The organism is Ruegeria sp. MALMAid1280 (genome assembly GCF_049195285.1).
Taxonomy (GTDB): Bacteria; Pseudomonadota; Alphaproteobacteria; order Rhodobacterales; family Rhodobacteraceae; genus Ruegeria.
Window position 1 is genome coordinate 1 of sequence record NZ_JBMIRT010000050.1, and the last position, 26,483, is coordinate 26,483.

Sequence of the window (26,483 nt, forward strand, 5' to 3'; positions counted from 1 at the left end):
CGGCCAGGACTACGGGATGATCATGTCGATGCTGGGTGGCGACGATGCCGGTGGCGGTGTGACCTGGGCTCCGCAAGTCATTCAGGACGCGCAGGCCCATGGCCTGGTGCTGGGCAATAACGGCGTACTTTATGACAGCAAAAAGGGCGAAGAACTGCCGCACAATGTGCAGCCCATGCCGCTGCTGACCGAGGAAGAGCTGAAAGCGTATCCCGAGGTGCCCGTTGATGCGGTGATCGGCAAATATGTAGCCCGCTACTGGGACCTGATGGCGCTGGCAGCGGACAAGCCCGCGGTTGTGATCGGCGAAAATGGCCTGATCAAAGATAAGCCCGGTTTCGAGGTCGATTTCCTGACCCGTGGTTCGGCCGTGGCAGAACAGGTCAAGGCGGACAAACCCGTGGTTCTGATGCCGGCCAGCGGCCATTGGCGCATCAAGATCAATGAGGTCGAAACCACTCTGTCCAACGGCGATACCGCGCTGGTTCTGCCCGGTGAAAGCTATAGCGCCGAGCCGTCGATGACCGGTGAAGCGGGTCTGTACCGCATCACCGCAACCGACGATCCGGCCGGGGCGACCTGGACGGGCGCATAACGCCAAAATTGCGTGTCCCGATTTCAATCGGGGCATGCTCAGCGCATCCTGCACCGGGTTTCCGGCCCGGCGCAGGAACAAGATTTGAAGGGAGATGAAGACATGACCCGCATTTTAACCACCCATGTGGGAAGCCTGCCGCGCAGTCAGGAGGTCGTGGACTTCATCTTCGCGCGCGAGCGGGAGGAACCGTTCGATCAGGCCGCGTTCGATGCCTGCATGACCGCTGCGGTGTCCGAGACGGTGCGAAAACAGGCCGGGGCCGGGGTTGATATCGTCTCGGACGGTGAGACTTCGAAAATCTCTTATGCCACTTATGTGAAGGACCGCTATACCGGCCTTGCCGGTGACAGCCCTCGCAACGCGCCGGCGGATCTCAAAATGTTTCCGGGCTTTTTGCAACGTTTGGCGGATGACGGCGGTACGCCGCAATATGCGCGGCCCATGTGCGTGGGCGAAGTGCGTTCAAAAGGGCAGGATGAACTGCAGAAGGACATCGACAATCTCAAGGCTGCCATGGCAGAAAACGGGGTCGAGCGCGGTTTTATGAACGCCGCCAGCCCCGGGGTGATATCCTTGTTTCTGCAAAATGACTTCTACCCAACGCGTGAGGCTTATCTGGCCGCGCTCGCCGATGCGATGAAGACAGAGTATGAGACCATCGTTGGTGCGGGTCTGGATTTGCAACTGGATTGCCCTGACCTCGCCTTGTCGCGCCATATGCTGTTTATCGATCTGTCCGACGACGAGTTCGTGAAAATAGCCGACATGCATGTTGAGGCGCTGAACCACGCGTTGCAAAACGTCCCGTCTGACAAAGTGCGTGTCCATATTTGCTGGGGCAATTACGAAGGCCCGCATTGTTGTGACATCGGCATGGACAAGGTATTTTCGACGCTGATGTCCACCAAATCTCGTTATGTGCTGTTCGAAACTTCGAACCCACGACATGCGCATGAATGGACGGTGTTCCGGGACCGCAAGGATGAGATTCCGGATGACAAGGTTCTGGTGCCCGGTGTGGTCGACACCACGACCAACTTTGTCGAGCACCCGGAACTGATCGCGCAGCGTGTTGAGCGGTTTGCGAACATTGTTGGGTCTGAGCGCGTGATTGCGGGGTCGGATTGTGGCTTTGGCACCTTTGCGGGCTTTGGTGCGGTCGACCCGGATATCGCCTATGCCAAGCTGGGCGCACTTGCCGAAGGGGCTGCTCTGGTCAAATGACGCCGCTTATCCTTCTGCCCGGCATGATGTGCGATGTGCGGTTGTTTACCCCGCAGATTGATGCCTTGTCGGGCAAATACCCGATCCTGTCCGCACCGATCGGCGGACAGGACACGATGCAGGCGCTGGCCGCCGAGGTGTTGGCCTATGCGCCTGATCGTTTTGCGATGGCGGGGCTCTCCATGGGTGGCATCGTGGCGATGGAAATCCTGCGGCAGGCCCCAGACCGTGTGGCAGGTCTGGCATTGATGGATACCAATCCTCTGGCAGAGTTGGACGAGGTCAAGGCCAGACGCGGCCCTCAGATCAATGCCGTCGAACGCGGCAATCTGCGCAAGGTGATGGCCGAAGAGATGAAGCCGAACTACCTGACCGACGGCCCGCGCCGCGATGCCATTCTGGGTTTGTGCATGGATATGGCCATGGATCTTGGGCCGGACGTTTTCATCAATCAATCCAAAGCCCTGCGTGATCGCCCTGAACAGAGCAATACCCTGCGGGACTTCACCGGCGCAGCGCTGGTTCTCTGTGGGCGCGACGATGCCCTGTGCCCCGTCTCAAGGCATGAATTGATGCACGAGCTGATGCCGCAGAGCCGGTTGGAGATCATCGAAAACGCCGGGCATCTGCCGACTCTGGAGCAACCGCAACAAACCACGGCGGCCCTGACCTGCTGGCTGGAGACAATATGAACCAATCCCTGCTGGACCTGCTGAAAAAGGTTGACACCCCGACTGTTTGCAACGCCATCGAAGTGGCGCAGGGCAAGCGCGGTTTCAATGATTTTACCCGGGGCACAATGTTATGCTCTGATCCCGATGCGGGCGCGATGGTGGGATATGCCCGTACCGCGAAGATTGCCGCTGTGAACCCGCCGACCGAGGCACCTGACGTGATCCGCGCGCGCCGTATGGATTACTACCGGCACATGGCCGCAGGCACCGGTCCCGCCGTGACCGTGGTGGAAGATTTGGATTTCCCCGACTGCATCGGCGCCTACTGGGGTGAGATCAATACGACCGTCCACAAGGGTTTTGGCATCAGCGGTGCGCTGACCAATGGCGTGATGCGGGACCTTGGCGACCTGCCGGATGGGTTCCCGGTGGTTGCCGGGTCTGTCGGGCCAAGCCACGGGTTCGTGCACGTGAAAGAGGTTGGAACTCCGGTGACAATCTTCGGCCTGTCGATCAAAGACGGCGACCTTGTGCATGCCGACCGGCATGGCGCTCTGGTGATCCCGCCCGAGGTGGTGGACGAACTTGAACGGGCGATTATCAAGCTGCTTGAAACCGAAAGACTGATCCTGGATCCCGCCCGCGCTAAAGGGTTCGATTTCGACGCCTTCGAAAAAGCATGGGCGGTGTTTGAAGCCTCGCGGACATAGGCGCTAGAGGCTGCGTAAAGGGAAAAAGGAGACTGGTAGAGCCGCGATATACCGGAGGCGGTTACGCTCACCCGGCTTACAAAGTTGAGTGGGTGAGCTGAGCGCGGAAGAAAGCAACATTGAACGCCAAACCCGGAAGCAGCCATTGAAACAGCTGCACAACAGCCAGAACTTCGACCGGGTCTGCGTCGCGGGCTGCGGCTTCGATCAGGTCTTCGGATGACAAACCGGTAACATTTGGCAAAGCGACAGCAAGTTCAGCCGCACGGCTATGGATTTGCGAAACCGCTGGTTCGTAGGCGGCTGACTGGATCACGGGCTTCAGATCGTGCCATGCCAAAGCAAAGTAACTTGGCCAACGGGCAAAGGCCCGATAATCCGTATTGACGAACGGCAGCCCCAAGGTTTCGCGGATATCGTCATAAAGCGCCGCCGTTTCCGGGTCCGCATGATGCGGCTCCATCAGTACCGGATGTTGCATGTCCTCAGCCGGGCGGGGCAGCGCGGTACCTTGGCCTCGACCAGTCCATTCGTGCTCTTCCAGCAGAGCCCGGGCCAGCGACGCCAGCAGCAAATAGGGCATGTTCCCGGCGGAGAACACCTCGTTGCAGGCTATGATCTGCCTGACTTCGATCGCGTCATATCCAATCGCAGCCAGCCGTGCGCCGATGGTAGGTGGTGCAAAAGCGTCCGCGTGCGCCTCGGCGCATTCGCGGAGCTCGCGGCAGGCATCGCCAAAAGCGTTTGTCGCTACGACGGGTTCGATTGAGGACCATAGGCGTTGGTAGAATTCAGGGTAGTGGGCAAACGCCATGGCAACGACGCCCATCCACGGTACGCCGAAGCCGCGTTTGGTGCGATCATAAACTCGCGCCAAATCTGCCGTCGCAGCCCGTTCAGGCACCGGATGTATAGGCGGAATGGGGTTCGGTTTCAGACGTTGCAATTGATCAGGCGTCAACAGTGACGCTCTTCGGCAGGCCTTCACTCCATTTGCGCAACTCGTCGAGGAAACCCAGAGCACTGCAGCCAAAATCGGTAATTTCGTACTGGACCGAAACGGGTGCGGTATCGAGAACCTGGCGTTTGACCAGGCCCTGAGATTCCAATTGACGCAGTCGTTCTGTGATCATCTTTTTGCTGGCGCCGCCGACCATGCGCGCCAGGTCATTGAAGCGAACGGGCTCGTCCTTCAGGTGCCACAGGATCGAGCCGGTCCATTTGCCACCAATAATCCGCATGCCACGTTCAATTGCGCACGGCTCGACACATGCATCATGTGCGGTGCGACGGCCTTTTTCGTCTTGTTCCACGCGTGCTCGCATCTGTCGCCTCCATTTATTTCAACAGTAGGTTACCTAAAGTATACTGGTTGATCTATTGCCCCTACTAACTTAAGTGGCCGCAAACCGCCAGCATGTCAAGTAGCTCAGGGAAGCAGCGATAGAGGGTGTGGAAAGCACCTGCACCGATGACAATTAAATCGAAGCTTTCGGGCTACAAGCAAATATGTCCCGTGTGGCGCGCGGAAAGATCCCAGAAGAAAGAGTGACACCCTCATGGCACTGCAAGACCACCCGATGTGGCGCAAGCCGCAGCATCATCACGACCTCGACCACGCGCATGAACATGTTCACTGGGCTGAGCTATTCTATGACCTGATTCACGTCGTGACCATATTCCTGCTTGGGAACTACCTCTCGCATCACCTGGATTGGCACGGTTTCCTGGTGTTCACAGGGGTGTTCATTGCACTTTGGTACGCGTGGGGCGAGCTTAGCATCTTCAACTCGATCTATGTCAGCACCGATGTCTGGCACCGTGTGATCATGTGCGTGATGATCTGTACGGTGATGTTCATGGCAGCGTCCATTCCGGCCATCGAAGGAAAAGGCTGGACATTCTTCGTACTGGGGTTTGCGGCCAACCGGGCCATGTTGGCGGCGCTGTATTTCCGGGCACGGCGGGTGAACGTCACCGGCCGCTCGATGACGTCCGAGAAAGTCCGCAACTTCTCGTTCTTCGCTATCGTTTTTGCCATCATCGCATTTCTGCCGAAACCTCTGGCCTATTGGGCATTTGGCATCGCAATGGTGGCAACACAGGCGATCTACATGATCCCGGGCATATCCATCCTGCGGTTTGAGCGGTTCGCCCCGCGACTGGGGCATTTGTCCGAGCGTTTTGCGCTGCTGACCCTGATCGTGCTGGGCGAGGGGTTCTTCAAGCTCGTCGTCACACTGTCAGAAAAAGGCATCTACAAGGTATCCCCGGACGTTCTGGTCAATTTCGTCATCGGTGGGGTGTCGATGTTTGTCATGTGCTGGATCTATTTCGACTTTGCCGGCAATGCCAAGCCGAAGGACAGGAAACCCGCGACCATTGTGACTTGGTGGCTGGCCCATCTGATCCTGATGCTGTGCGGTGTGTTGGTCGGGGTGGCACTGGCCGCAGAGGTCAAAACCGGATTCTGGGATCCTTATCCGACCGATTACGCCGCCATCGGCTGCTTCGGCCTCGCAGGCTATATCGCCATGCTCTGGGTGCTGAGGTCAATCATCGAGCATCGTGTTGCCTCCGACTTTGGACGCGGGGATGTGCGCCTGTTTGGCATTGTGCTGGCAATCGCCTGTTTCTTCATTGTTCCGCACGTCCCGTCCTTCGTGGCCAACCTGATCTGGGGCACGGCCCTGCTCTCGCAGATTGTTGTGCCCGTTTCCCGCGCCTGGCTGACATTCCGTCATGAATAGTCTGGTACAGGACCAGAAAAATCTGCGCGCCCGGGTCTATTGGTGGCTGGAGCGTCCCGAAAGGGATGCCTCCGGCCCCAGACTTCTGGACATCGCCCTGATCGTACTTATCACTCTGAATGTTACGGCGGTCATTCTGGAGACGGTCAATTCCATCTACGTTGACTGGAAAGCAGCCTTTGATCTGTTCGAAGGCTTCTCGCTGACCGTATTCGTCGTGGAATACGCGGCAAGACTGTGGGCGGCGCCGGAAAACCCTGAATATAAGTCCAGGCTGTCCTGGGCGATATCTCCGCCCGCGCTGATCGACCTGCTCGCGATATTGCCCGCTCTGCTGTATCTGTTCTTTCCCATCGATCTGCGCATTCTGCGCGCGTTCCGGATGCTGCGCTTGCTCAAGCTCACCCGGTATTCACCCGCGCTTGGAATGTTGCTTGCCGTATTCGAGGAAGAGGCAGGCGCTTTCTTTGCGGGGTTCTTCATCCTGATGGTGATGCTGATCTTTGCTGCCAGCGGTGCCTGGCTGGCCGAGCACGAAGTTCAGCCCGACGCGTTCGGCTCGATCCCGGCGGCCATGTGGTGGGCGATGGCGACGCTGACGACCGTAGGATATGGCGACGTGACGCCGGTGACCGTGGCCGGCAAGATGTTCGGAGCGGTCATCACGGTCATCGGCATCGGAATGGCTGCCTTGCCTGCCGGCATCATCGCCAGCGGTCTCAACGATCAATTGCACCGTCGGCGTGCCAGTCTGGAACGAGAATTCCGTAAAGCGCTGGAGGATGGCACGATCTGTGAGGCCGAAGAGGCCGAGATCGAGGCGCTGCGCAAGCAGCTGGGCCTGTCACGCCGGGCTGCAGATCAGATCCGGGATCGCATCCACGCTGAAGCCGAAGCCAGACGGGGAAATTGCCCTCATTGCGGTAAAGTACTCTCCGAACCTTTGTGAGTGCCGCACTTCCCGCCGCTATGACGACGAGGCATATTCGATCAATCCAAAATGCATGTCCTGACCTTTCGTGACCCAATCATCCAGAACGATATAGGCTCGAAGCGTGTTTTGCTCTCGCAGGCTGCGCCATAAGGGCGGTGTGTTCCTGGGGCAGGAATACGTTGGTTTCAGGGGTTTTTTGATCTTTTCAATGCAAACGCTGATTAGCGTGCGGTCCGGGATCATTGAGGTTATTGGCACGGCTCCCTTGCACGCAAGCGAGTGGGTCGCAGGTCCACCCAAGTAGTAGGTTACCAAAAGTATACTAATTGTCTTTTCCTCCACAGTGAGCAAGTTGCCACCTGAACAGCGGAAAGGCCCGCTGAATCACTGGAAACCGCAAGGACGAGACCATGAGCAACATTTTTATTCTGAACGGCCACCAGCCTTATCCCTTCGCCAAGGGCGAGCTGAACGCAGCGCTGATTAACCGGGCAGCCGAGTTCCTGAAAGCCGCCGGACATGACGTGCGTGTGACAAAGATCGCCGAAGGTTATGACGTCGAGCAGGAAATCGCCAACCACCAATGGGCCGACACTGTTATCATGCAGTTCCCGGTAAACTGGATGGGTGTGCCGTGGTCGTTCAAGAAGTACATGGACGAGGTTTACACGGCCGGCATGGATGGTCGTTTGACCAATGGTGATGGCCGCGTGGCTGAAGCCCCGAAAGAAAACTACGGTATGGGCGGCGCCCTGACCGGCACCAACTACATGCTGTCCGTCACGTTGAACGCACCAGCCGAATCCTTCGACAACCCCGCCGAGCCGTTCTTTGAAGGCGCATCGCTGGACGATCTGCTGCGCCCGATGCACTTGAACGCCAAGTTCTTTGGCATGTCGCCGTTGCCGACCTATGGCGCCTTTGACGTGATGAAGAATGCCGATGTAGATTCGGATTTCGCCCGCTTTGACGCGCATCTGGCCCGTGTCTTCGGTGCCAATTCCGTTTCGGAAGTAGCCTGATCCGCGCTTGCGGAAATCATTCCAAAAATGGAGGCTCATGAGATGAGCAACTCTCCCCTGATTACCGAAGGCCAGCGTGCACCGCTGGCCGACGAGGCATCGCCCGACATGTATGAAGAGCTGGTGAACACCGGCATCACGCGTCTGGTCCGCATGAAAATGCCCCCTGGTGCGACGGATGAGCCGCACCGCCACCCCGAGGAAATCGTCTATTTCATCAAGGGCGGCACGCTGTCCATCAAGCTCGAAGACGGTTCGACCGTCGTGAAAGAGGTGGCGGATGGCGATTACATGCATAACGGCCCCTGGACCCATCAGGTCAGCAATGTCGGAACCACTACGGTTGAGGCCGTGCTGTTCGAGCGTCTGGACAACGACGTGGAACTGAAGGACTGAGGCGAGGAGCGATAAATGAGCAAAACTATCTTGATCACGGGTGCGGGCACCGGGCTTGGCAAAGGTGCGGCGTTCGAACTGGCGAAACAGGGCCATCGCGTGATCGCGACGACCCACGGCGCGGAAGGGGCGGAAACACTCAAGGCAGAAGCGGACGCGCTGGGTCTGACGCTGGAAACAGTCAAGCTGGACATTACCAGCGCCGAGGACCGCCAGGCCGCCTTTGACCGCTTCGGTGCCGATGTGGATGTCGTGGTGGCAAACGCCGCCATCGGCGATACCGGCCCCATTGCCGAGGTTGACGTGAACCGCATCCGGAACGTGTTCGAAACCAACGTGTTCTCGACCGTCGAATTCGTGCAGCCCTATGCGCAGGCATTTGCCCGCCGTGGGCGCGGCAAGGTGGTGTTCGTCTCGTCGATCGCCGGGTTCCTGACCTTCCCCTATCTGGCCCCCTATACCGCGTCCAAACACGCGCTGGAGGCCATCGCCGAACTGATGCGCGAGGAACTGGAGCCCATGGGAGTTCAGGTCGCGACCATTAATCCGGGCGCGTACCGGACCGGGTTCAATGACCGGATGTATGACAAGATGGACGAGTGGTACGATCCGGCGACAAGCATTACGCCGCCGGAAGCGATCCGCAAGGTCCGCGACCTTTTCGCCGGAGACGAGCTGCAGATGGACCCGCAGCCGATGATCGACAAAATGGCCGAGGTCATCGCGGCGGACAACCACAAGTTCCGCACGGTGTTCCCGGAAGAGGCGATCAAGGACGTGCTGGACTACCAGCAAAAACACTGGACGCTGGAAATCTGAACCAACCGGGCCTGCGCGACACCGCGCGGGCCCGAACTTTGCCTTTGAGGAGACAGCCATGAGCCGACCGGACATTCACCTTTACACCGCCGCCACCATGAACGGTTACAAGCCGGTCATTTTTCTGGAAGAGGCCGGCGTTCCCTATGACCTGACCTTCATCGATTTTTCGAAACAGGAACAGAAGGCCCCCGAGTTCCTCAAGCTGAACCCGAACGGCAAGATCCCCACGATCTATGACCGGGCCGAGGGGCGGGCCATTTTCGAATCCGGCGCAATCCTTTGGCATCTAGCCGAGAAATACGGCAAGTTCCTGTCAGACGATCCGCTTACCCGGTCGGAAACGCTGCAATGGCTGTTCTTTCAGGTCGGCCATGTGGGTCCGATGATGGGGCAGGCGATGTACTTCCAGCGTATCGCAGCGCCCAACGGGCATGAGGAGCCGTTCTCGATCAAGCGTTATGTCGACGAATCCCGCCGCCTGATGGAAGTTCTGAACACCCAGCTGGACGGGCGTGACTTTATCGTGGGCGACTACTCCATCGTCGATATGATGATCTACCCCTGGGCGCGGGCTTACCCCTGGGCACGGGTCGAGGTTGACGATCTGCCGAACCTCAAGGCTTGGTTCGACCGGATCGACGCGCGCCCGGCCGTGCAGAAGGCGCTGACCATCCCCAAGGCGCAGCCGCAATTCTGGGACGAAAACGCAGATGCTGATGCCTTCCTCAAGGAAAACGCCGCGCGCTTTGCGTCGGACGTGAAAAAGGCTTGATGCGATGACTGTGAAACTTATCGGTTACCCGGTGTCGCCCTTTGTCCGCAAGGTTCGGGTGGCGCTGGAACAGAAAGGCATCGGATACGATCTGGACCCGGTCGTCCCCTATACCGAGCGGGAAAAGGTTCTGCCGATCAACCGGGCGGGAACCGTGCCGGTTCTGCTGCCCGCCGAGGGGCAAGAACCCATCACAGAAAGCGCGGATATCGTCGCCTGGTCGGATGAAACCGTGCCTTTGCCCGGTCTTATCCCGCCACAACCAGAACTGCGCCAACGCGCGTTGCAGATTCAGCAATTCGCCGATAGCCAGATGGCGCAAGTCTTTGGCGGTATGATGTTCGGTCAGCGGATCGTGGTGCCTTATTACTTTGGCAAGGACCATGGAAAAGAGGATATGGTCGCACAGGCCATGACCGACTACGCGCCGCAATTGCTGGACGCCATTGGTAACCTGCTGGGCGATGCCGACTACGCCGCTGGGTCGTTCAGCGTTGCCGATATCGCGATGTCCAGCTGGCTGCGCGGGGCGGAACTGGCCGGGTTCGCGCTGGATGCCGAACGCTGGCCCTCGATTCAACGCTGGCTTGACCGGTGCTTTGCCCAACCGGGATATGCCCGCGTCATCGACAGCGAAGAGGGGACAGAGGTCGTCCGCTGGGCCCGCGCGCGATACGGCGCCACCGTGTGAGGTTGAGTTCTTGAAGACCGACCGGCCCGATATTCTGCTTTATACCGCGCCCACGATGAATGGGTGGAAGCCGCTGATCTTCCTCCACGAGGCTGATCTGCCCTATGAGCTGGTGCCGGTCGATTTTTCGAAAAAGGAACAGAAAGCGCCGGATTATCTGACGCTGAATCCAAACGGCCGCATCCCAACCATCGTTGATCGTGGCAACAACGATTTTGCGGTGTTCGAAAGCGGTGCGATCCTGCTCTATCTGGCCGAGAAATATGATCGGTTCCTGAGCCATGATCCCAAGGAGCGGTCCGAGACGATCCAGTGGCTGATGTTCCAGATGGGCGGCATCGGGCCGATGATGGGGCAGGCGATGTTCTTCCAGCGTATCGCGCGGCCCAACGGTCATGACGATCCCTATGCCATCAAGCGCTATGTCGATGAATCCCGCCGCCTGCTCGAGGTGTTGGATTCCCGGCTGAACGGGCGTGACTGGCTGGTGGGCGATGCCATGTCCATTGCCGATATCGCGACCTACCCTTGGGCGCGCTCGCATTTCTGGGCCGGGGTTGATGTCTCGGGCCTGGATCATCTGAACGCCTGGTTTGCGCGGATCGATGCGCGCCCGGCCACGCAGGCGGCGCTGCAACTGCCGAAACCCAGACCATCGGTGTTTGGCGCAGGCGACACCGAGGCCGCTGCCGCCGCAAATGCCGCTAATTATAAGGAGTGACCCGATGTCCGACCAAACCCAGCCCATTCGTGTTGACATCGTCTCGGACGTTGTCTGCCCATGGTGCGCTATCGGCTATTTCCAACTGGCTCGTGCAGTGCAAGAGACCGGCATCGACGTTGATATCCACTGGCACCCGTTCGAACTGAACCCCAAAATGGTGCAGGAAGGTGAGAACCTGCGCGAACACCTTGCCGCTAAATACGGCACCACGCTGGAAGGCTCGATCAAGGCGCGCGCGCGTCTGACCGAGATGGGGGCCGCGCTTGGCTTTACCTTCAACTATGCCGACGACATGCGCATGTACAACACTTTTTGCGCCCATCAGCTGATCGACTGGGCCGAGGAGCAGGGCAAGGCGCATGAGGCCAAGCTGGCGCTGTTCGCCGCTTTCTTCACCCGGCGAGAGAATGTGGCGGATATCGACGTTCTGGTCGAAGTCGCGGGTCAGATCGGGTTGGACCGCGATGCCGCCCGCGCGATGCTGGATAGCGGCGAACGTGCTGAAAAGATCCGCGAGAAAGAGAAGTTCTGGACCAGCCGTGGCGTTCAGGGTGTGCCCGCGATGATTTTCGACCGTCAGCACCTTGTGACCGGCGCGCAGGGGGAAGAGAATTATGCCAGTATCCTGAAGCAGCTAAAGTCAGTCGCGGCATGATTGAAATCATAGACTATTGCGACCGGGTCGAAGAACTCTTTGACCCATATCGCGACACTATTGGTGACGATTTTCCAGCGTACCGGGGGCATGTGTATCGCGTGATCACCTACGCCATGCATTTTCTTGGAAATGTGGGCGTCCATCGCCCCATGGTCGAAACTGCGCTGGTCTATCATGACATCGGGCTCTGGACCGAGAAGAATCTTGCCTATCTCGATCCTTCCGAGACGCTGGCGCTGCGCGACAACGAAAAGCTTGGGCTTGGCCTCGATCCCGAGATTCTGCGTGCCGCAATCCACTGGCACCACAAGATCACGCCTTACTCCGGCCCCGGCGCGGATGTCGTGAATGCCGTCCGCAAAGGCGACTGGATAGATGCATCCGGAGGGATGGTCCGCAAGGGGCTGAGCAAGGCACAGGTGTCGAAGGTCGAGAGCGCGATCCCGGATTATGGTTTTCCGGATGTTCTGCAACGTTTGGCCAAAGATTATGGAGGCAATCGAATTGCCGGGAATTTGCGGGTGCTCAGGACTGTTTTCAAAATCTAAAACTTAAACCTATCACACACTAACATCGAAGGAGGGGACGATGAGCAAGGCACAAGTGATCCACAAGAAAGGCCCGCCCAGCTGTATGCGCTGGGAAGACTGGCATGTGCCCGACCCGGCCCCGGGCGAGGTACGCCTGCGCCATACGGCAGTGGGCGTGAACTACGCCGACACTTACCACCGCGCCGGTATCTCTCATCCGTGGCCAGTGCCGGAGGAACCGGTGGTGATCGGTTTTGAGGGCGTCGGGATCGTCGAAGGTGTCGGAGAGGGTGTGACCGAGTTCAAGACTGGTAACCGTGTCGCCTATGGCATCCCGCCCCTGGGCAGCTACTCCGAGGTCCGCAACTATCCCGCTGACAAGCTATTGCACCTGCCGGACGGGCTGGACGACAAGCAGGTTGCGGCCTTGCTGATGAAAGGCATGACCGCGCACTACCTGTTGCATCGTACGTATGCGGTGCAGCCCGGCGACACTATTCTCGTTCACGCGGCCGCTGGCGGTATGGGGTTGATCCTGTGCCAATGGGCCAAGGCCCTTGGGGCGACCATCGTGGGTACTGTTTCGACACCGGAAAAAGCCGAGGTCGCACGTGCAGCGGGTTGCGACCACCCGGTCGTGCGTTCAAAGCAGAGCTTTGTGGACGTTGTACGCGACGTGACCGATGGCGAGGGCTGCGCCGTGGTGTACGAGGCGATCGGCAAAGACACCTTGCAGGACTCGCTGGACTCGTTGCGATTGATGGGCGTCTGCGCTGCCTATGGTCATGTCTCAGGTCCGCCTGATCCTATCGACGTGATCCAGGATCTCGGGCGCCGGGGGTCGTTGTTCATCACGCGCCCGGCAATCATGCATTACGTCGCCAAACGGTCTGACCTCGAATGGACCGCGCGCGATCTGTTCAAGGCCATCGGTGACGGTATTCTGGATGCCAATATCAACTATGAATACGCGCTGAAGGATGCGGTGAAGGCTCATGAAGCCATCGAATCCGGCACAACGCTGGGCGCGACGGTGCTGATCCCATGAGCCTTGCCGGCATCAAGGCGCTGACATTTGACACCGGCGGCACGGTGCTTGATTGGCACAGCGGCTTCCGCGAAGCCTTTGCCTCGGCAGGACAACGTCACGGCATCAGGCGTGACTGGGCCGCGCTGGCAAATGACCTGCGTCGCCGGACAATGCAGGCGATGCTCAATCTGGGTGAGAACGGCCCGCCGGAATATAATTTCGACGACGCGCACCGCTTTTGTCTGGATGCGCTGCTGACCGAAGAAGGGCTGGATGCTTTCGACGCGCAAGACCGGCGCGCGATCTCGTGGGATGCACCGCATAGCTTTGCCGCCTGGCCGGATGTGCGGCCCGGATTGGCGGCGCTGCGCGAGCGGTTCATCGTGACCTCGTTCACGCTGCTGTCCTACCGGTTGATTATCGACACCTCGCGCAGGAGCGGGTTGGTCTGGGACGGGGTCCTGTCCTGCGAAGGGCTTGGCGTCTACAAACTGCTGCCCGAGGCGTATCGGCGGGCCGCTGAACGTTTGCAACTGCAGCCCGAGCAATGCCTGATGGTTGCGTGTCACCCCTATGACATCGACGCTGCGAGTCAGGTGGGGTTTCGCACGGCGCTGGTTCGGCGACCGCTGGAGTGGGGCAACAAGCCTTCCGAGACGCCGGATCGGGGTGAAACCGCCAGTTATGACATCGAAGTGGACAGCTTTACTGAATTGGCCTCTGCCCTTCAGATTTAGGTTGGGCAAAACTGAATGTCAGTTTTCGGTTCAAACCGCGTTCGAAAGCCGGAATTTGATTGTTTGCAATACGATCCAGGCCGTGCTGGCCATAAATGAACCGAAGGCAGCTTAACAGAAGCCTCCGGTTATTTGTGTCGGATCAACGCGCCTCAGCCCGGGCAGGCCGCGCCGGTTTCGATCCAGTTTACGGCCAGTTCCGAAAACCCTTCCCAGGTTCCGGGCGCGGGCTCGCGGCCTTCGCCGGGGGTCCAGGCCCAGCCGACCAGAGTGTCATGCCCCATGTGATGCGCGACCTCTTCCAGGGTTCGGCTACCATTGCGTTCGGGGTCTTTCAACTGGGCGCAGATCTCGGGCACGGTCAGGTCGACCCAACCCATGCTCTGCGGGGCCAGTTGCCAGTGACCGTTGCCGGGCACCGAGCCGGTTTCACCCAGAAACGGGCGGTTTTCCTCACCGTGACAGGTGGTGCAGCGCATGGCGACCACACCGAAATTGTCTTCGGTGCGCGGAATAGGCGGTGAGTGCGGTTTCTGGTTTTCGCCTTGCAGCGGTCCACCGGTGACCGGATGGCAGTTGATGCAGCGCGCATGAGTGATGACCTTGGCCATTTCCTCGAAGATCGCGACCGAGCGGGCTTGCTCGGATTCGATGCTTTCAAAGCTCACGGCGGTTTTCAGGCCGTTGACTTCCTCGGCCTGCGCCGCGCCACCTGGCAGCAGCCCGGTCAGCGCGATTGCAGCGGTCAGCGCCGTGGCACGAATGTCGAATTTCATAGCTCGATCTCCTGTCAAACGCGCACAAGCGGCAAGCGACGGACGGGCTCACCTTTGAGGATACGCCAGGCGTTGCTGACGGCGGGGGCGATGGGCGGCGTGCCGGCCTCACCAATGCCGCCGGGCTTTTCGGAGTTCACCGCAAGATCAATCTCGACCTCGGGCATTTCGTTGATCCGCAGCAGGCGATAAGTGTCGAAATTCTCCTGCTCAATGCGGCCATCCTCGGCAAAGGTGATCTCGTTGAACAGCGCTGCGTTGAGGCCATAGCCCAGCCCACCTTCGATCTGCGCCTTGACCACGTCCGGGTTGATTGCAATGCCCACATCGGCAGCGACCCAGACCTTGTGCACGCGGGGTTCGCCGTCGACCTCGGAGACCTCGGCGATATAGGCGAAATGCGCGTCATAGCTGGGATGCAGCGCAACGCCATAGGCCTTGCCGTCGGCGCCCTGCACGCCCTGCCAGTTCGCCATCTCGGCCACACGCTCCAGCACCCGGCGGTCGCGCGGGGATTTGTCGCCGAGCAGCTCCAGACGACCCTGAACCGGGTCCTTGCCCTGGCCCTGCAGCACCTCGTCGAGGAACACTTCGTTCGCGAATGCAGTGTGCGAATGGCCGACAGAGCGCCACCACAGATGCGGCACCTTGCTGTCGGTGCGGACCCAACGCGCCTCAAACGCGCCAAAATCATAGGGCTTGTGGATCGAACCTTCGATCGAGAACGGGTCAACGCCGTTCTGGATTACCGCTTCAAAGGCCGAGCCGCCCATGATGCTTTCGGTGGCGAATTTGTTGTCCCATCCAATGATGCGGCCGGTTTCATCCAGTGCGGCACGGTGGCGGTGAACGACTTGTGGTCGGTAGTACCCGCCCTGGATGTCATCGCTGCGGGTCCAGACCAGTTTATAGGTGCCTTCGCCGCCGGCCTTGGCAACCTGTGCCAGTTCCTGCGCGAATTGCCCGTCATACTGCGCGCGACGGCCAAAGCTGCCGCCGCCCAGCAGGGTGTTGATGGCCACATTTTCCAGCGGAATGCCGAGGATGTCCGAGGTGACCATCTGGTCGACACTCTGCATCTGGCTGCCCATCCAGATTTCTGCCGCGTCGCCGCGGTTCTCGATCACGCCGTCCAAAGCTTCGAGCGGTGCGTGGGCAAGGAAAGGCAGGCGGTATTCGGCTTCGATCACCTGAGCGGCGTTTTCGAATGCCGCGTTCAGGTCGCCATAGGTATCGGCGACGACGCCGTCGCCATCGCGCGCTGCTGCGGCGACCTCTTCCAGTTGTTCGTCAGCCGAGCGGGTTTCGGCCTCGCTCAGATCCCATTCGATCTGCAGCGCATCGCGCCCTTTGAGGGCGGAATACGTGTTTTTGGCATAAACCGCGACGCCGGTCGGGATCTGTTCGACCTTTTCCACGCCGTCGACGGCCAGAGCAGCCGAAGAATCCACGGACGCAACCTTGCCACCGATCCAGGGCGAGTGCGCCACGACGACCGTCAGCATGCCTTCGCGATAGACGTCCAGCGTGAACTGGGCCTCACCCGTGGTCTTGATGGCGCTGTCGAGGCGGCGGGTCTCTTCCTTGCCGATCAGTTTGAACTCGGCCGGATCTTTCAGCTTGGGCTCGGCAGGCGGTGTGCTTTCGCTGGCTGCAGCGACCAGTTCACCGAATTGCGCAGTCTTGCCGCTGCCGGTGTGGCTGATCACGCCGTTTGCGACGGTGATCTCATCCGCAGAAACACCCCATTCGCGGGCCGCCGCATCAACCAGCATGGCGCGGGCGGCGGCGCCAGCCTGGCGCATCTGGGTAAAGGCGTTGCGCACGGCGGTTGACGCGCCGGTGCCCTGAATACCGAAAGCAAAGTTCTGATAGGTTGCCGTATCGGCGGGCGCATGTTCGGCGCGCATCTGCGACCAGTCGGCGTCCAGCTCTTCGGCAACCAAAGTGGCAAAGCCGGTGAACGGGCCCTGGCCGAATTCGATGTGTTTGACGATCACGGTGACAGTGTTGTCTTCGCCGATGCGGACAAAGGCGTTGAGGTCAACGGGGCCGGTCGCAGCTCTTGCGACCATCTTGTTGCCCATCGGCAGATGCGCCCCGATGATCAGAGCGGCACCACCGGCCAGAAAACTGCGGCGGGTTGGGGAGAATGCGGTCATGGATCAGGCCTCCAGCATCTTGGCAGCTTCGTGGATCGCCTTGCGGATGCGCACGTAAGTGGCGCAACGGCAGGCGTTTCCGGCCATCGCAAAGTCGATATCCTCATCCGTCGGCTGAGGAATCTCGGTCAGCAATGTGGCGGCGGCAATGATCTGACCGGACTGACAGTACCCGCATTGCGGCACATCCAGATCAACCCAGGCCTTGCGCACCGCGTCGGCTTCGGGGCCTTCCAGCGCTTCGATCGTTGTCACGTCCGAGCCTTCAAGGTCTTCGACCGGGGTGATGCACGACCGCACCGGCATCCCGTCGACCATGACGGTGCAGGCACCGCACTGGGCCACGCCGCAGCCAAATTTCGTTCCGGTCAGGCGCAGATCATCGCGCAGCGCCCAGAGCAAAGGTGTATCGCCGGGCACGTCGAGCGACACGTCCTTTCCGTTGATGGTTAGGTCAGTCATTTTGGGGAGGTCCTCTTTTGGCTTGTCTTCAAGAGTTGCTTCAGAGTTTCAGGTGAATGACGACCCGGGGGACGCCGTTGGTGGTTACATACATCTCGCAGGGAAACTTTAGCAACCGGTATACTTTTAGTAACCTAATGGGCGGCGGTGAGGCGTTTGACTCTCGGTGTGCTACCGCTGCGATCCCCTTGTTTGCTTGTGGGCACGCAAAACTTCGTATGCATATTGGAATTCCAAGCCCACACATGGGAGGTTTGGAGAGGCTCCAACGAAAATGCGGGCTTCTCCAACATTGGCTTCCGATAGAAAGATCGGTCTTTGCCGATAATCACGGGGCGACCGCTTTCTTGCGGATGCCACGCGCAGATCGTCGCCACAGGTGGGTCAGCTTGGTGGTGTTAGCGGATTCGTCGATGAAGACTTAGGCGTACCGCAAATCTGCGGCACTAATAGATATGTCACTGTGCTTAGCTAGTGCCGCAAACTTATCTCGCCTGACCGAAATCAGCTTCTGATACGACCAAAGCGCGAATTTCTTTGGGTCGACATCTTTATCCCGGTCTCCAGCCTTTGCCGTATAGTCGCGCCAATATTCCGAAAGCAGGTCCGGAGAATAGTAGATTGGCTTTGGGTTCTCAACGTACCTCGCTATCAGGTTTTGGACGAGTTCGTCGTTCTCCCTCAGCGAAACGATAAGGAACCTGTCTTTCAAAGCAGAAAATGTGGGATCACCGGCCGCAAACAATTCGCAGAACGACCCGCTTGAATCAGCCAGAACTGGCTGATCGGAATCCAGGCTAAGAAGGTCTTCGACAGCGGTGAGTTCAGCCTGCCGATGAAAGTTCTGCCGTTTCACATATTCGTTGAATTCAATCCCGCCTCTGTCTGGATCTCCAGGCATCCCCAAATAGGAAGTCAATGGCGCAAGCGTGCCCTTGCACAATTCGTCGTCCAAGTTGAGTATGCCCAATTCCTGCAACTTGGACAGCATAGCTCCCTTGCTGACCTCGGCATTGAATGCATCAAGTATCTGCTTGCGCAAATACTGTCCCTGAATTTGGGCGTCTATCGACACATAGCGCCACGCCCCGGATTGGTTCAAAAAGCTCGAAAGGAGCGTCTTTCCAATTCCCGACATCCCGATCAGAAGGATGTCACGCGGTTCACTCAGAAGGGATTGAACTTCCGGGGTTACACACGTCAGCTTCATGGTGTTGCGAATTTTCCATCAATCACACTTTGCACCGCTTCAACCGTCGGATCGACAGTTGCGAGCTCTTCTTCGCGGGCAAACAAGTCTTCCAGCCGCGCCGGAGTTTCTGGAAGTGTTCCAAGCGCTTCTTCAACTGCCGTCGGGAATTTTGCCGGATGAGCTGTTTCAGCGACAACAATGGGTCCGTTAAGCGTTGCCCTCAGCTGATCCGCCGCGAAGTAGCCGGTTGCCGAATGTGGGCAAATGATCTTGCCGAACTGCTTATGGATCTGGCGCATGGTGTTTAAGGCATTATCTTTGCCGCACTTCATCGCGTCGAAGTCTTTGGTCAGTCTTGAAAGCTCGGTTTGCGAAAGTTCGTAAAAAGACCTCTCAGCGAGCTGCGTTTGCATGTCGCGCGTTGCGTTCCCGTCGCGTCCTTTCAGGATCCACAGCATTCGTTCAAAGTTGCTGGAAACCTGAATATCCATGCTCGGCGAGATCGTCGGTATTGTCTCTGCCTTCGACATCATACCAGTCTCGAACAGCCGGGGAAGGACATCATTTTCGTTCGACGTGACGATCAACTTCCCGATGGGAGCACCCATTTGCTTCGCGATATAGCCCGCAAAGACATTTCCAAAATTCCCGCTGGGGACAGCAAAGTTCACGGGTTGGCCGCAATCGTTGTGGATTTTGACCGAAGCGTAAATGTAGTAGGACGTCTGAAGGAGGATCCGGGCCAGGTTGATCGAATTCACAGCCGTATAGCTATATTCTTTGGCAACTTCGCTTTGATACAGGTTTTTGACTATGCTTTGGCAGTCATCAAAGTCGCCTCGAACGGAAATTGCCTGAACGTTTGCGGCTCCCAGGCAGGTCATCTGCTTGCGTTGAACATCAGAGACGCGGCCCTCCGGAAACAGAATTACTGCATTGGCTCGCGAACGTCCCGCAAAGGCATTTGCGGTGGCTGCGCCGGTATCTCCCGACGTTGCGCAAAGTACGGTCGCGCGTTTGTCAGTGATTGTGAGTTCCCGATCGATCGCTTCCGCCAAAGGGGCGAGGGCGTAATCCTTGAAAGCGAGTGTGGGGCCATGGAAAAGCTCCATGCTCCACAGCTGGTCATTCAGGCGAGAGAGGGGTGGGCCATCATTGCGTTCGAAACCGGCCAGCGCTTTTCTTATGCCTGCAGTGAAGTTGCACTGTTGCCACTCAGCTCCGCCAAACAGTGCCAGAACATCCGATGCAATCTGGTCGTAGGCCCGTCCGCCCAGCGTGGCCAATTTGCTGGATGTAAGTTCGGGCCAGGCCTCAGGCACGTAAAGACCGCCATCTTCGGCAGTTCCACGGCTTAGCAACTCTCGGAGGGATCGAGCGGGTGCGTTCCCGCGAGTACTTGAGTAGAGCATGGCATTTTCCAAGATTTCTAATATTGTGGATTTAGCAATACCTCTATCGTTCGTAAACAAAAATCTAATATAGTGGAACTACTGAATGAACACACCTTCACCTACACCTGAAATCGGGAAAATTATGAAGGAAGCCAGGAAATCGCTGGACCTGACCCTTGAGCGACTCTCTGAGCGTACAGGAGTGTCCCGATCTATGTTATCCGCCATTGAGAGGGGTGCCACCAACCCGACCTTTTCCATTGTCTGGGCCCTTTCTCAGGCGCTTGGGGTTGACCTCAGCTTACTTGAGGGCACGTCTGGTGGCGAGGATCCAATCGAGCATCTTCATCACTATTCCACGCCGATGCAGCGAAGCGCGGACGGTAAATGCGAGATTTATATGCTGAGCCCGCGACGCACTGTTCTTCCCGTAGAGTGGCACAGGCTTCTCATGAAGATCGGAGCAGAACTTGATTCAAAGCCCCATGCGCCTGGAACCTTCGAGCACCTGACCTGCCTGTCCGGCTCACTGTCGGTAACGGTCGCTGGACGAACTGTTCGGGCTGAGGCGGGCGATACATTGCGATACCGCAGTGACTGCAATCATCGCATTGACAACGAGGCGGATGGAGAAACGGAGGCCATCCTTCTTGTGGCTCAGCCGACTCAGTATCAGGAACCTACGGCGTCAGTCTGAGAAGGCCTATAAAATGTATTGACTGAATCATGGTATTTTTCCAATATACCGCATCTCGTGCGGCATATTGGAAAACCAAAAATGAAACAGCGACTGGTACCTCCAAGTAATAGCGGACTTTTCCGTTCGCGGGCCCACGCAGGATTGAGCGGCGAATCGCGGTCAGGTTTCTTTGCCTGCCGCCCTAAGCGGTAAATGACTTGAGGCGTAACGCCCAAACCACTCGTTCTCAGGCTTAACTCCGGCAATGAAGGTACTATCGGATGACTACTGATCAACTGGCCCAAAAGGCGCGCGGACGCCGAGGGCGTCGCCGTGATGGCGGGGCACCAGCCCCGGCAATTGTACAGCGCCCGTTCGCGCAGCTTAAGCGTTCCTATCCGGCCGTTGAGCTGATTTCGGATGATCAGGTTGAGCATATTCACCAGGCATCCCTGAAACTGCTTTCAGAAACCGGCCTAGACGTGTTGCATGATGACGCGCGCGCCGTGATGAAAAAGGCGGGTGCCGATGTCCGGGACGGTGAAGAGCGTGTGCGCTTCGATCCCGATTTGATCAACGAAGCCATCGCAAGCGTGCCGTCTGAATTCACGCTGCACGCGCGAAACGCCCAGCACAACGTGACCATGGGCGGAAACAACATTGTATTCAACATGATGGCAAGCGCGCCGAATTGTTCGGATACGGATCGGGGCCGGCGCGCGGGAAATCAGGAAGATTTCCGCAACTTCCTGCGATTGGCCCAGATGCATAATGTTCTGCATGTGACAGGTGGATATCCGGTGGAACCCGTCGATATTCACGCGTCTATCCGCCATCTTGATTGTATTCAGGATTACATCACGCTGACCGACAAGGCCTATTGCATCTATTCGCTTGGTGAGGAGCGTGTCTCCGATGCAATCGAGATGACGCGGATTGCCCATGGTCTGACCCATGACCAGATGCGTGATCAGGCCTGCATGTTCTCGATCATCAACACAAACTCTCCTCTGCAGCTCGATATTCCGATGATGCAGGGCGTGATGGCGTTGTCCGAGATGGGCCAGCCTGTTGTGATCACACCCTTCACGCTGGCAGGGGCGATGGCGCCGGTTACGATTGCGGGTGCCGTAACGCTGCAAAACGCCGAAGCTCTGGCGGGTGTGGCCTTTACCCAAATGGTGCGGCCAGGTGCGCCGGTGATGTATGGCGGCTTCACTTCCAACGTGGATATGAAAACCGGCTCGCCAGCGTTTGGCACACCGGAATACATGAAGGCGCAGCATATCGGTGGACAGTTGGCGCGGCGCTACGGCATTCCGTATCGCTCTTCGAATGTCTGCGCGGCCAACACGGTTGACTCGCAAGCAGCATATGAGGCGGTCTTCTCGCTTTGGGGTGCCATAAATGGCGGCGCCAACATGCTCATGCATGGGGCAGGGTGGCTCGAAGGGGGGCTGTGCTGCTCGTATGAGAAGGTGATGCTTGATATCGACCTGCTGCAGATGATCACGGAATTCCTTCAGCCGGTTTCGACCAGCCCGGAAGACCTGGCGTTGGAAGCCATCAATGAGGTTGGGCCAGCGGGTCATTTCTTTGGCACTGAACACACCCAGGCGCGTTATCGCGACGCCTTCTATTCACCAATCCTGAGTGACTGGCGCAACTTTGAGACCTGGCAGGAAGCGGGATCGCCGATTGCGATCCAGCGTGCCAACGCCGAGTGGAAAAACCGCCTTGCCACCTATGAGGCCCCGGCTTTGGACTCGGCGATAAAAGACGAGCTTGACGCCTTTGTTGCCAAACGCAAGGCCGAGGGTGGCGCTGCCACGGATTTCTGACACTTGCAGGTTCGCCAGGACGATCGCGACGACCGGGATCGTTCTGCTCACCAGCTATCCACTGCAAAGAAGAGAACCCCTTTTCACCGAGATAGAGGCTTTGGGTCAAAACGAGGAGCGCGCACCCAAACGCAGTCAGAGTGAAAGCTGAATTCCTGAGGAAAAACGAAATATGCCTACTATTCAGACCGACGAGTCCACAGGCGGAAAGAAACTGCCGTCGCACGCCAAAGTCGTTGTAATTGGCGGCGGCGTTGTTGGTTGCTCGATCCTGTTCCACCTGGCCAAGTTCGGTTGGAAGGATGCGGTCCTGCTTGAACGTGACGAGCTGACATCCGGCTCATCCTGGCACGCGGCCGGCGGTATCCACACCATCAGCTCGGATCCGAATATCTCGCGCCTGCAATCATATACGATCAATCTCTATAAAGAGATCGAAGAACTGTCCGGCCAGTCCGTTGGTCTGCATCAGACCGGTGGCTTTTATGCCGCTTCCACCAAGGAATGGTATGACTACCTGAAGGGCGAGCGTTCGAAAGCGCGTTACATGGGGCTGGATCAGGAATTCATCTCGCCCAAGGAGCTGGCCGAGCGTCATCCGCTGATCGATCCGGACCACTATCACGCGGTTCTGTGGGACGCGCAGGACGGCCATCTGGACCCGTCCGGCACGACCTATGCGTTTGCCAAGGCAGCCAAGGCGCATGGCGCCCAGTATTTCACCCACTGTGGCGCCACCGATATGACACAGCGCCCAGATGGCAGCTGGGACATTGTCACCCCCAAAGGCACGATCAATGCCGAGCATGTCGTGAACTGCGGCGGTCTGTGGGCGCGTGAGGTGGGTCACATGGCGGGCCTTCATCTGCCGGTTCAACCGATGGAGCACCATTACCTGATCACCGAGCGCATGGATGAGGTCGTGAACTTTGGTCAGCAGCTACCGCATGGCATCGACTTTGAGGCCAACGTGTACTGCCGTCAGGAAGGGCAGGGCATGTTGCTGGGTACTTATGAAGCCCAGGCGACCCCGTGGAAAGTCGGCGGGACACCCTGGGACTTCGGTCATGAACTGCTGCCGCCGGATCTGGATCGCGTGGCAGATCGTCTGGAAACCGCGTTCGAGCGTCTTCCGGCCATGGCCAATGCCGGGATCAAGGATGTGATCAATGGTCCGTTCACATTTGGCCCTGATGGCAACCCGCTGATCGGCCCTGTTCCGGGCATGAAGAACTACTGGGTGGCGGTTGGTGTCATGGCGGGCTTCTGCCAGGGCGGCGGCGTGGGCCTGACCCTTGCGGAATGGATGATCGACGGCGAGCCATCCATCGATGTCTGGGCGATGGACGTAGCGCGTTTTGGTGAGTTCGCGACACCCGACTGGGGCACAATCAAGTCGTCGGAAAACTACGAACGCCGGTTCGTGATGACCTTCCCGAACGAAACCCTGCCCAAGGGCCGCAAGCAGAAGACCACCGCGCTTTATGATCGCATGATCGCCAAAGGTGCGGTGATGGATCAGGGTTTCGGCCTCGAAAACGTACTCTGGTATGCCGACGGCCCGGAAGATGCGCACGAAGTTCCCTCGTTCGAGCGTAACCGGTCTCACGATTATGTCGCCCGGGAAATCAAGGCCGTGCGCGAAGCTGTCGGCGGCATTGAGATCGCCAACTTTGCCAAGCATGAGTTCAAGGGCGAGGGAGTTCGCGAATACCTGAACCATATCCTTGCCGGGTTCGTTCCCAAGCCCGGACGCCTGGCTCTGACGCCGATGCTGACACCCAAGGGCAAGCTTTACGGCGATCTGACGGTTGCCTGCCTGGCCGAGGATCACTTTATGCTGTTCGGTTCCGGCGCGATGCAGGAAGCACACCGCCGCTGGTTCGAAAAAGACCTGCCCGCAGGTATTTCTTATGCCAACGTTTCGGACGACTGGCACGGGATTGCCCTGTCCGGCCCGAAATCGCGGGACCTGCTGGCCCGGATCACGCGTGACGATGTTTCAGCCGAAGCCTTCAAGTTCCGTGACCTGCGCCAGACCTTTGTCGGCGGCGTGCCGGTGATCATCAACCGGATCAGCTTCTCTGGCGAATTGGGCTACGAAATCTATTGCAAACCGCAATACCTGATGCGCCTGGCAGACGCCATCGAAGAGGCCGGCGCCGATCTGGGCTATCGCTGGTACGGCGCGCGTGCGTTGCTGTCGATGCGACTCGAGAAGGGCTGGGGTGTCTGGACGATGGAATACCGTCCCGACTTCGACGCTGTCGAATCCGGCATGGATGTCTTCATCAACTGGAAGAAGGACTTCGTCGGCAAAGAAGCAACGCTGAAAGCCCGCGATGAAGGCGTCTCGCAGAAGTTGGTGACAATGACCATCGGCGTCGAGGGGATCGACGTGGCCCATGACGAGGCGATCCTGAAAGATGGTGAACCGGTCGGCTATGTTAGCTCGGGCGGCTATGCGCACCATGTCGGCAAGTCGATGGCGATGGGTTACGTCGCAGCCGAGTTCGCAACGCCGGGAACGACGCTTCAGGTGGAAATTCTGGGCAACTTCTACGATGCGCTGGTTCTGGCAGGACCAATCTACGACGCCAACGGCGCAAACATGCGTTCTTGATCAGGAGAAAAACCATGGGGCGGCCAGAGAAAGACATAGATGTGGTTCTAAGTGAACTTGTTGAGGTGAACCGCTTCGTATTCTTATTGATGCCCGGGTTCTCTGCATTGGAACTGGGATCCGGTATCGACTCTCTGGCCGCCGCCAACGAAGCATTGGGTAAGGCTTTCTTTCAATGGAGAACAGCCAGCGAAACAGGGGATAGCATAGAATCTTCTTCAGGGCTGACAGTGACAGCCGATGGCGCCTTGCCTGATGTACGACGTGGGGATTGCATCGTTGTTTGCTGCGCCTTTAATTCCCAAGACTACCCCAAATCCGGGAAGACTGCGGCCTGGCTACGGCAAGCCGCACGACTAGGAGCACGGTTTTTCGGACTGGGAGGTGGCGCACTGTTTCTCGCCCGGATCGGCATAGCGAACGAGGGGCGCATCAGCGCGCACTGGAGAATGAAGCCTGTTTTTGAGGAAGGCTATCTGGATCTGGAGCCTGCCTGCACAATTTTTGAAGAGACATCAAACATCGTCTCCTGTGGGGGAGGAGCCGCTACTCTGGACCTTTTTTCTGCGTTGATCCGCCAAAAGGCGGGCCCGGAAACATCCAGTCAGGTGGCTGACCAACTTCTTTGTGGATCCATGCGTGATGGGAATTGCCGTCAGAGTATTTCCAGTCTTTACGGCCCGAAGCACAGGAACGAAAAGCTGTCCAAAGCGCTGAGCTATATGCTGGAAAACTGGGAAGAGCCTGTTTCACCGTCGGTAATCGCTGCTCAGGTTGGGATATCGACACGGCAACTTGAAAGATTGTTCAGCCGATATCTGGGGATGAGCCCCAAAACCTATATGATGGTTCTAAGACTCGAAAGGGCACGCGCATTGCTGCAGCAAACCCAGATGCGCGTGATCGACGTTGCGACGGCCTGCGGATTTTCGACACAAAGCGTGTTCTCCAAACACTACAGAAGGCATTTCGGGATAGCGCCTCGTGACGAAAAGGTCGTGCTTGCGCATTAACTTCGGACAACGCCAATGGGACTTACTCAGACAACACAGATCACTACAGAACGGAACTGTGCCCGCTGC

General features: G+C 58.2%; 26 protein-coding genes and 1 pseudogene. 20 read left to right on the top strand and 7 right to left on the bottom strand.

What is annotated here, in order from left to right; genetic code table 11:
• From ACOQFT_RS14190 to ACOQFT_RS14205, 4 genes and pseudogenes are all read left to right on the top strand, one after another.
• Positions 1-595, top strand: a pseudogene (locus ACOQFT_RS14190) (cupin); the annotation flags it as partial.
• A 102-nt stretch (positions 596-697) separates the two neighbouring features.
• Positions 698-1,822: a cobalamin-independent methionine synthase II family protein gene (locus ACOQFT_RS14195; RefSeq protein ID WP_421598547.1), complete on the top strand. Its 1,125-nt coding sequence runs from the start codon at positions 698-700 to the stop codon at positions 1,820-1,822.
• Positions 1,819-2,514 carry an alpha/beta fold hydrolase gene (locus tag ACOQFT_RS14200; protein WP_421598548.1) on the top strand — a complete coding sequence of 232 codons (696 nt, stop codon included), beginning with the start codon at positions 1,819-1,821 and terminating at the stop codon, positions 2,512-2,514. The genes ACOQFT_RS14195 and ACOQFT_RS14200 overlap by 4 nt, the downstream gene beginning before the upstream one ends.
• Positions 2,511-3,206: an RraA family protein gene (locus ACOQFT_RS14205; protein ID WP_421598549.1), complete on the top strand. Its 696-nt coding sequence runs from the start codon at positions 2,511-2,513 to the stop codon at positions 3,204-3,206. Before ACOQFT_RS14200 ends, ACOQFT_RS14205 begins: the two co-directional genes overlap by 4 nt.
• A gap of 76 nt (positions 3,207-3,282) precedes the next feature.
• Here the strand turns inward: ACOQFT_RS14205 and ACOQFT_RS14210 are convergent, their stop codons facing one another.
• Together ACOQFT_RS14210 and ACOQFT_RS14215 are read right to left on the bottom strand one after the other, a co-directional pair.
• Positions 3,283-4,167, bottom strand: a complete 885-nt coding sequence (locus ACOQFT_RS14210; RefSeq protein WP_421598550.1) for a halocarboxylic acid dehydrogenase DehI family protein — start codon at positions 4,165-4,167, stop codon at positions 3,283-3,285.
• Positions 4,157-4,531, bottom strand: a complete 375-nt coding sequence (locus tag ACOQFT_RS14215) for a winged helix-turn-helix transcriptional regulator (protein WP_421598551.1) — start codon at positions 4,529-4,531, stop codon at positions 4,157-4,159. The genes ACOQFT_RS14210 and ACOQFT_RS14215 overlap by 11 nt, the downstream gene beginning before the upstream one ends.
• A gap of 234 nt (positions 4,532-4,765) precedes the next feature.
• Here ACOQFT_RS14215 and ACOQFT_RS14220 point away from each other — a divergent pair, with 234 nt between their 5' ends.
• The 12 genes from ACOQFT_RS14220 (at position 4,766) to ACOQFT_RS14275 (ending at position 14,272) form a co-directional block, all read left to right on the top strand.
• Positions 4,766-5,956 (top strand): low temperature requirement protein A, encoded by a 1,191-nt coding sequence (locus tag ACOQFT_RS14220; RefSeq protein WP_421598552.1) that lies wholly within the window; start codon positions 4,766-4,768, stop codon positions 5,954-5,956.
• Positions 5,949-6,905 carry an ion transporter gene (locus ACOQFT_RS14225; protein WP_421598553.1) on the top strand — a complete coding sequence of 319 codons (957 nt, stop codon included), beginning with the start codon at positions 5,949-5,951 and terminating at the stop codon, positions 6,903-6,905. Before ACOQFT_RS14220 ends, ACOQFT_RS14225 begins: the two co-directional genes overlap by 8 nt.
• A gap of 395 nt (positions 6,906-7,300) precedes the next feature.
• Positions 7,301-7,912 (top strand): NAD(P)H-dependent oxidoreductase, encoded by a 612-nt coding sequence (locus tag ACOQFT_RS14230; RefSeq protein ID WP_421598554.1) that lies wholly within the window; start codon positions 7,301-7,303, stop codon positions 7,910-7,912.
• A gap of 42 nt (positions 7,913-7,954) precedes the next feature.
• Positions 7,955-8,308 carry a cupin domain-containing protein gene (locus ACOQFT_RS14235; RefSeq protein ID WP_170525391.1) on the top strand — a complete coding sequence of 118 codons (354 nt, stop codon included), beginning with the start codon at positions 7,955-7,957 and terminating at the stop codon, positions 8,306-8,308.
• Between the two features lie 15 nt (positions 8,309-8,323).
• Positions 8,324-9,127 carry an SDR family oxidoreductase gene (locus ACOQFT_RS14240; protein ID WP_421598555.1) on the top strand — a complete coding sequence of 268 codons (804 nt, stop codon included), beginning with the start codon at positions 8,324-8,326 and terminating at the stop codon, positions 9,125-9,127.
• A gap of 58 nt (positions 9,128-9,185) precedes the next feature.
• Positions 9,186-9,902, top strand: a complete 717-nt coding sequence (locus ACOQFT_RS14245; protein WP_421598556.1) for a glutathione S-transferase family protein — start codon at positions 9,186-9,188, stop codon at positions 9,900-9,902.
• 4 nt (positions 9,903-9,906) lie between these two features.
• Complete coding sequence (locus ACOQFT_RS14250; RefSeq protein ID WP_421598557.1) at positions 9,907-10,593, top strand: glutathione S-transferase family protein; 687 nt, start codon at positions 9,907-9,909, stop codon at positions 10,591-10,593.
• Between the two features lie 10 nt (positions 10,594-10,603).
• A complete protein-coding gene (locus ACOQFT_RS14255; protein ID WP_421598558.1) occupies positions 10,604-11,314 on the top strand; it encodes a glutathione S-transferase family protein in 711 nt (236 codons plus the stop codon).
• A gap of 4 nt (positions 11,315-11,318) precedes the next feature.
• Entirely contained in the window at positions 11,319-11,972 is a 654-nt protein-coding gene (locus tag ACOQFT_RS14260) for a DsbA family oxidoreductase (protein WP_421598559.1), read from the top strand.
• Complete coding sequence (locus ACOQFT_RS14265; RefSeq protein WP_421598560.1) at positions 11,969-12,523, top strand: hypothetical protein; 555 nt, start codon at positions 11,969-11,971, stop codon at positions 12,521-12,523. Before ACOQFT_RS14260 ends, ACOQFT_RS14265 begins: the two co-directional genes overlap by 4 nt.
• 40 nt (positions 12,524-12,563) lie before the next feature.
• Positions 12,564-13,553 (top strand): quinone oxidoreductase family protein, encoded by a 990-nt coding sequence (locus ACOQFT_RS14270; RefSeq protein ID WP_421598561.1) that lies wholly within the window; start codon positions 12,564-12,566, stop codon positions 13,551-13,553.
• Positions 13,550-14,272 (top strand): HAD family hydrolase, encoded by a 723-nt coding sequence (locus ACOQFT_RS14275; RefSeq protein WP_421598562.1) that lies wholly within the window; start codon positions 13,550-13,552, stop codon positions 14,270-14,272. Before ACOQFT_RS14270 ends, ACOQFT_RS14275 begins: the two co-directional genes overlap by 4 nt.
• Before the next feature lie 152 nt (positions 14,273-14,424).
• On the opposite strand, the gene ACOQFT_RS14280 is transcribed toward ACOQFT_RS14275, so the two are convergent.
• From ACOQFT_RS14280 to thrC, 5 genes are all read right to left on the bottom strand, one after another.
• On the bottom strand, positions 14,425-15,048 hold the full coding sequence (locus ACOQFT_RS14280; protein ID WP_421598563.1) for an Isoquinoline 1-oxidoreductase subunit: 624 nt from the start codon (positions 15,046-15,048) through the stop codon (positions 14,425-14,427).
• Positions 15,049-15,062: 14 nt separating this feature from the next.
• Positions 15,063-17,210 (bottom strand): molybdopterin cofactor-binding domain-containing protein, encoded by a 2,148-nt coding sequence (locus tag ACOQFT_RS14285; RefSeq protein WP_421598564.1) that lies wholly within the window; start codon positions 17,208-17,210, stop codon positions 15,063-15,065.
• Between the two features lie 3 nt (positions 17,211-17,213).
• Complete coding sequence (locus ACOQFT_RS14290) at positions 17,214-17,672, bottom strand: (2Fe-2S)-binding protein (protein WP_421598565.1); 459 nt, start codon at positions 17,670-17,672, stop codon at positions 17,214-17,216.
• Between the two features lie 421 nt (positions 17,673-18,093).
• A complete protein-coding gene (locus tag ACOQFT_RS14295) occupies positions 18,094-18,882 on the bottom strand; it encodes a hypothetical protein (protein WP_421598566.1) in 789 nt (262 codons plus the stop codon).
• Positions 18,879-20,276, bottom strand: a complete 1,398-nt coding sequence (thrC, locus tag ACOQFT_RS14300; protein ID WP_421598567.1) for a threonine synthase — start codon at positions 20,274-20,276, stop codon at positions 18,879-18,881. Before thrC ends, ACOQFT_RS14295 begins: the two co-directional genes overlap by 4 nt.
• Before the next feature lie 85 nt (positions 20,277-20,361).
• Here thrC and ACOQFT_RS14305 point away from each other — a divergent pair, with 85 nt between their 5' ends.
• The 4 genes from ACOQFT_RS14305 to ACOQFT_RS14320 all read left to right on the top strand — a co-directional run bounded on the left by ACOQFT_RS14305 (position 20,362) and on the right by ACOQFT_RS14320 (position 26,414).
• Complete coding sequence (locus ACOQFT_RS14305) at positions 20,362-20,955, top strand: helix-turn-helix domain-containing protein (protein ID WP_421598568.1); 594 nt, start codon at positions 20,362-20,364, stop codon at positions 20,953-20,955.
• A 263-nt stretch (positions 20,956-21,218) separates the two neighbouring features.
• The gene (locus ACOQFT_RS14310) at positions 21,219-22,778 is read left to right on the top strand and encodes a trimethylamine methyltransferase family protein (RefSeq protein WP_421598569.1); all 1,560 of its coding nucleotides are present in this window, start codon (positions 21,219-21,221) and stop codon (positions 22,776-22,778) included.
• A gap of 172 nt (positions 22,779-22,950) precedes the next feature.
• Positions 22,951-25,401 (top strand): GcvT family protein, encoded by a 2,451-nt coding sequence (locus ACOQFT_RS14315; RefSeq protein WP_421598570.1) that lies wholly within the window; start codon positions 22,951-22,953, stop codon positions 25,399-25,401.
• Positions 25,402-25,415: 14 nt separating this feature from the next.
• Positions 25,416-26,414, top strand: coding sequence for a GlxA family transcriptional regulator (locus ACOQFT_RS14320; protein ID WP_421598571.1), 999 nt, complete (start codon positions 25,416-25,418; stop codon positions 26,412-26,414).
• The last annotated feature ends 69 nt before the right edge of the window (positions 26,415-26,483 follow it).

Excerpts from the sequence above, each read along its gene's own strand:
- ACOQFT_RS14195 (WP_421598547.1), top strand. The coding sequence starts at position 698 with ATGACCCGCATTTTAACCACCCATGTGGGAAGCCTGCCGCGCAGTCAG.
- ACOQFT_RS14200 (WP_421598548.1), top strand. The coding sequence starts at position 1,819 with ATGACGCCGCTTATCCTTCTGCCCGGCATGATGTGCGATGTGCGGTTG.
- ACOQFT_RS14205 (WP_421598549.1), top strand. The coding sequence starts at position 2,511 with ATGAACCAATCCCTGCTGGACCTGCTGAAAAAGGTTGACACCCCGACT.
- ACOQFT_RS14215 (WP_421598551.1), bottom strand. The coding sequence starts at position 4,531 with ATGCGAGCACGCGTGGAACAAGACGAAAAAGGCCGTCGCACCGCACAT.
- ACOQFT_RS14220 (WP_421598552.1), top strand. The coding sequence starts at position 4,766 with ATGGCACTGCAAGACCACCCGATGTGGCGCAAGCCGCAGCATCATCAC.
- ACOQFT_RS14225 (WP_421598553.1), top strand. The coding sequence starts at position 5,949 with ATGAATAGTCTGGTACAGGACCAGAAAAATCTGCGCGCCCGGGTCTAT.
- ACOQFT_RS14230 (WP_421598554.1), top strand. The coding sequence starts at position 7,301 with ATGAGCAACATTTTTATTCTGAACGGCCACCAGCCTTATCCCTTCGCC.
- ACOQFT_RS14235 (WP_170525391.1), top strand. The coding sequence starts at position 7,955 with ATGAGCAACTCTCCCCTGATTACCGAAGGCCAGCGTGCACCGCTGGCC.
- ACOQFT_RS14240 (WP_421598555.1), top strand. The coding sequence starts at position 8,324 with ATGAGCAAAACTATCTTGATCACGGGTGCGGGCACCGGGCTTGGCAAA.
- ACOQFT_RS14245 (WP_421598556.1), top strand. The coding sequence starts at position 9,186 with ATGAGCCGACCGGACATTCACCTTTACACCGCCGCCACCATGAACGGT.
- ACOQFT_RS14250 (WP_421598557.1), top strand. The coding sequence starts at position 9,907 with ATGACTGTGAAACTTATCGGTTACCCGGTGTCGCCCTTTGTCCGCAAG.
- ACOQFT_RS14260 (WP_421598559.1), top strand. The coding sequence starts at position 11,319 with ATGTCCGACCAAACCCAGCCCATTCGTGTTGACATCGTCTCGGACGTT.
- ACOQFT_RS14265 (WP_421598560.1), top strand. The coding sequence starts at position 11,969 with ATGATTGAAATCATAGACTATTGCGACCGGGTCGAAGAACTCTTTGAC.
- ACOQFT_RS14270 (WP_421598561.1), top strand. The coding sequence starts at position 12,564 with ATGAGCAAGGCACAAGTGATCCACAAGAAAGGCCCGCCCAGCTGTATG.
- ACOQFT_RS14275 (WP_421598562.1), top strand. The coding sequence starts at position 13,550 with ATGAGCCTTGCCGGCATCAAGGCGCTGACATTTGACACCGGCGGCACG.
- ACOQFT_RS14280 (WP_421598563.1), bottom strand. The coding sequence starts at position 15,048 with ATGAAATTCGACATTCGTGCCACGGCGCTGACCGCTGCAATCGCGCTG.
- ACOQFT_RS14285 (WP_421598564.1), bottom strand. The coding sequence starts at position 17,210 with ATGACCGCATTCTCCCCAACCCGCCGCAGTTTTCTGGCCGGTGGTGCC.
- ACOQFT_RS14290 (WP_421598565.1), bottom strand. The coding sequence starts at position 17,672 with ATGACTGACCTAACCATCAACGGAAAGGACGTGTCGCTCGACGTGCCC.
- ACOQFT_RS14295 (WP_421598566.1), bottom strand. The coding sequence starts at position 18,882 with ATGAAGCTGACGTGTGTAACCCCGGAAGTTCAATCCCTTCTGAGTGAA.
- thrC (WP_421598567.1), bottom strand. The coding sequence starts at position 20,276 with ATGCTCTACTCAAGTACTCGCGGGAACGCACCCGCTCGATCCCTCCGA.
- ACOQFT_RS14305 (WP_421598568.1), top strand. The coding sequence starts at position 20,362 with ATGAACACACCTTCACCTACACCTGAAATCGGGAAAATTATGAAGGAA.
- ACOQFT_RS14310 (WP_421598569.1), top strand. The coding sequence starts at position 21,219 with ATGACTACTGATCAACTGGCCCAAAAGGCGCGCGGACGCCGAGGGCGT.
- ACOQFT_RS14315 (WP_421598570.1), top strand. The coding sequence starts at position 22,951 with ATGCCTACTATTCAGACCGACGAGTCCACAGGCGGAAAGAAACTGCCG.
- ACOQFT_RS14320 (WP_421598571.1), top strand. The coding sequence starts at position 25,416 with ATGGGGCGGCCAGAGAAAGACATAGATGTGGTTCTAAGTGAACTTGTT.